At 42.0% G+C, this 3,615-nt stretch carries 3 protein-coding genes; all 3 read left to right on the forward strand.

The window, feature by feature from the left end; all coding sequences use genetic code 11:
- Positions 1-185: 185 nt before the first annotated feature.
- The 3 genes from VJ464_21505 (at position 186) to VJ464_21515 (ending at position 3,356) form a co-directional block, all read left to right on the forward strand.
- Positions 186-572 (forward strand): hypothetical protein, encoded by a 387-nt coding sequence (locus VJ464_21505; protein HKQ07717.1) that lies wholly within the window; start codon positions 186-188, stop codon positions 570-572.
- 20 nt (positions 573-592) lie between these two features.
- On the forward strand, positions 593-2,038 hold the full coding sequence (locus VJ464_21510) for a DUF4407 domain-containing protein (protein ID HKQ07718.1): 1,446 nt from the start codon (positions 593-595) through the stop codon (positions 2,036-2,038).
- Between the two features lie 241 nt (positions 2,039-2,279).
- Complete coding sequence (locus tag VJ464_21515; protein ID HKQ07719.1) at positions 2,280-3,356, forward strand: hypothetical protein; 1,077 nt, start codon at positions 2,280-2,282, stop codon at positions 3,354-3,356.
- Positions 3,357-3,615 lie beyond the last annotated feature (259 nt).

A 3,615-nucleotide genomic window follows, 5' to 3' on the forward strand; every position in this document is an offset into this window, starting at 1 on the left:
CAGCGGGAGCTGATCTAACGCACAGGCTCGCAGCCTCAGGCGCTTAACAGCTTCACCGATGCCCCGCTCAGGCGTCCCTGAGTAGATTGACTGGCCAGCAAAAGCGGGTCAAGTCAGTCCTCTATCAAGATACAAGGTGCTTCAATCTAGCAGACCATGTGAGTAAAATATGACAGGATTCAATTATGTTTATTAACTTCTTACGAGAGGTTTGGCGAGAAGTGGAGCCTATATTCAAGCATGGATTCGTTGCTGCATCTATTGCTCTCATTGCGGCTGGGCTTCTAAAACTCTTTGAAAGAGTGCTACCAAGTGATTATGCCGATGATTTACACCACATTGATCATATTTTGGTTGTGGTTTTATTCTGGCTATTCGGCGGATATACCTTAGGCTTTCTGGCAATTCGACTTGGGCATCATCTGTATAAAGAATTTCGCGGCACTATTGATAATCAAAAGGAATCCAAACCAAGTGTGGTGCATCTAACCCCGCAACCAGTCACAGAGAATATAGAACCTGTTATCTTACAGGATGGTATCCATTTGCCGAATAACCAGAATGAGCTATAACACGACAGGGAGGTAGAGATTTGAAATCAAGTGCGCAAAGACTGTTTTTTAAGCAACTCAGATTAGGTTTACAGGGGCAGACGTTCTTCGGGACTTTTTTGCTTTATGCTTTGGGTATTATTGTTCTAACGCCCATCGGTTTTCTTATAAGTCAGAAATGCGACCCACAAACGGTGAAAATAGTTATACCTTTACTGGTATCACTATTCGTTATTGGCGAATACACTTATTACCTACTATCAGCGTCTAGAAAAAAGCTAGATGGGTTTAAGAATGATCGCCATAGCCCTAGATTCGGCGATAGTCCGAACGTCAGGCTTCAAGATCAAGTGAACCATCTGAACGGCATACTTGGTCGTTTAGTGCGATTTTATCGCTTAAATGTATATGGTGATTTAGTCTTAAGTGAACGAGCAGCCACCTTGATGGGCCATATGGCATTTTTGCTAACAATAAACTTTATGTTTTACGCTGCTGCTTGGACCCTCTTCTGGAATGGGATTTTTTCTCATAATTTATTAGGCCTAAGTGGATACACAATTCTTGCTCTATTTGGAGGAATGATTTTCGCTTCGGCAATGGTAGTTCAAGAAATTACGTTTATGACGGCTAGGACATCCACTAGTTGGTCCCAAAGGCTAGGCTCATTAACAATTCGCCTCATAATTGTTTTTGGAGTTTCCTTCATTATTAGTCAACCAATAGAGCTCCTCGTCTTCAAGAAACAGATAGAACACAGAATTCAAGAGGAAGACATCCGTAAAATAGCAGCAAAACTTACCGAAGACTATCCACTTGATTGGAGATTAGGCACTGAACCCAACTTACTTAAAGAGAGAGCAGAGCGAACTCACAAAGAATTGAGTCGCATACAGGAGGAACAAGTCAACTTGAGAAGGGAGATGAAGAACACTCAGGCAGTTCTCGCTTCTGCGAAGAGACGCTTCGCTAATGCTAAAAATAGGCAAGCTCGCCGACACGCAGCTAAACACATTCAGTTTTATGAAGCGAAGCTAAGTAGGATACAAACTTACCTAAATCAGACACAGGAGAAATTCCCAGTGATGCTGAAAGAGGCAGAGGCACTGGATAAACAGCAAAATAGAGCTACGGAAATGGCTAACTGGCAAGAATTGGTTGCTGAAGTACAAAAAGCTAACGCCAAAGCGAAATTTGATAAAGAGGGAGTAGATAGTCCTGAGAAGTATGATTTATTCAGACAACTGCGTGTTTTGTATGATCTTAAGGCAGGAAATCCGCCACGTTGGCCATACATGAGTCAAGTGCAAATAGAGCAAATCAGTGAGAAGGTCGGACTTGATATCTTACCTTACCGAGTGGATACAACTTTATTAAATGGAGTTTATTGGGTGGTTATTGGAATTACTATGGTAATGCCTCTATTAGTTTTGTCAGTTAAAACGCTATTACCCCAAGAATTAAAAGACTATTATAACCGCACCTAACAATGCGTTGCAGCCGAGCGCGGGCAGCGCTTTTCTTATAGTTTCTTTGAGTGCCGCTCCCGCTCCGGCTGAACGCGGGCGTTAGGTGCCAGCACGTCACTTGAACTGAGATAAAGTGTAAGACCAACAAAATAACACTAGTAATCATATAGTCATATTGCCATATAGAAACGTCTGGTATACTCCATTCAGATTTAGCCCAAAAGCGAGGTGATAGATTCTAAATATTGGGGAAGATGTTATGGCAACTGCTCTTTTAGAAAAAATGCATACTAAGTGGAATACTCATAAGAAAATTACAATTTTAATTTCAGTTTTTACTGTGGTCATATTGGCATTACAAGCAATATACAACCTATACCAAGATAGGTGGAGAGAGATTGAATTTCTTAAAAGCGAGATAGTGACCAAACGGGAAGAAAACTCAAAGCGAGCGGACATTCCGAGAATTAGTTTGACAGTTAATACCCTTGAGAGGACAGGTCTCTCCAAACAAATGTTAGAGAATCTAAACGCTTTACCTTCAACTATCGAAATAAAGCATGTTGCGGGAGGCACTGCAAAAGGGCTGCGGCTCGATATTCATTGCGATAAAGAAATAATAAAATATCAGAAATGGCAAGGCCCAGAAGATTTCTTGGTTAGCAAACTCGGTTCAGATAATAAGACACTTAGATTGGAAGCGCCCCAGATCAGGAAAGAGGCTCGCATCGGATTAACAGTCTTGACTAAGGAATTGCCTGCAATAGAAACAGATTATCTATTGGAAACAGGCGATATCATAAATGTGTCCACCTATGATGACCGTCGAAATATTACGAATGAGGATGCTCACGCCATTATACTTGGAGGATCGGGAGGGACTCCCCCCTCTGAGAGCGAAGCCATTGCGCGATTGCCTTTGACCTCTCAAATACAATTGTTAGAGGGTGAGATAAAAGACCTGCGATCTCAAACTTTCTTTATTTGGTTCATGAAGAAATTTGGTGACTGGTTAGCTGTATTTATCCTTCTAGGAGTCTTAGGAGCATATTTTGTTCCTACGTATCGAAGAGATAAAGAAAAAAGATCCAAGAGAGAAGAGACCATACAAGGTATTAAGGCTGGGCAATTTAAGAATATTACACCGACCGATCTTCTATACCGATTTGGTCAGCCAGATCATTTTAGTCTCGAAGGAGCAGCAGATGATGCTGAACTTAAGCTGACGTATTTTTGCCACTACGAGTTTGGAAAAAGAACAAAAGGAATTCTCTTCCATTTTCGGAAACAACGAATCTGTAATGTTACGTATGAAGATGGACTGCCTATTTTATAACCTGTTTCTGGTCACCGCGAAAAGAAGTTTCTGAGAAGGGCACCTAACAATGCGTTGCACCGGAGCCGCCGAAGCGCAATTCTTATGGATACTGGTGAGGCTGTTCGGCGGCCCGGTAAACGCGGGCGTTAGATGCCAATACGCGCTATAACTTCCGAGACTAAGTAGGAGGAATGAAATGGACTCTTACCTATGGGTGTTTGTTGCAGTGATGTTCCTTGCTGGTCTCTTGGGGGGAGCAATTAATCACTATCTGTCG

The sequence above is a fragment of the Blastocatellia bacterium genome (assembly GCA_035275065.1).
GTDB lineage: Bacteria > Acidobacteriota > Blastocatellia > UBA7656 > UBA7656 > DATENM01.

Excerpts from the sequence above, each read along its gene's own strand:
- VJ464_21505 (HKQ07717.1), top strand. The coding sequence starts at position 186 with ATGTTTATTAACTTCTTACGAGAGGTTTGGCGAGAAGTGGAGCCTATA.
- VJ464_21515 (HKQ07719.1), top strand. The coding sequence starts at position 2,280 with ATGGCAACTGCTCTTTTAGAAAAAATGCATACTAAGTGGAATACTCAT.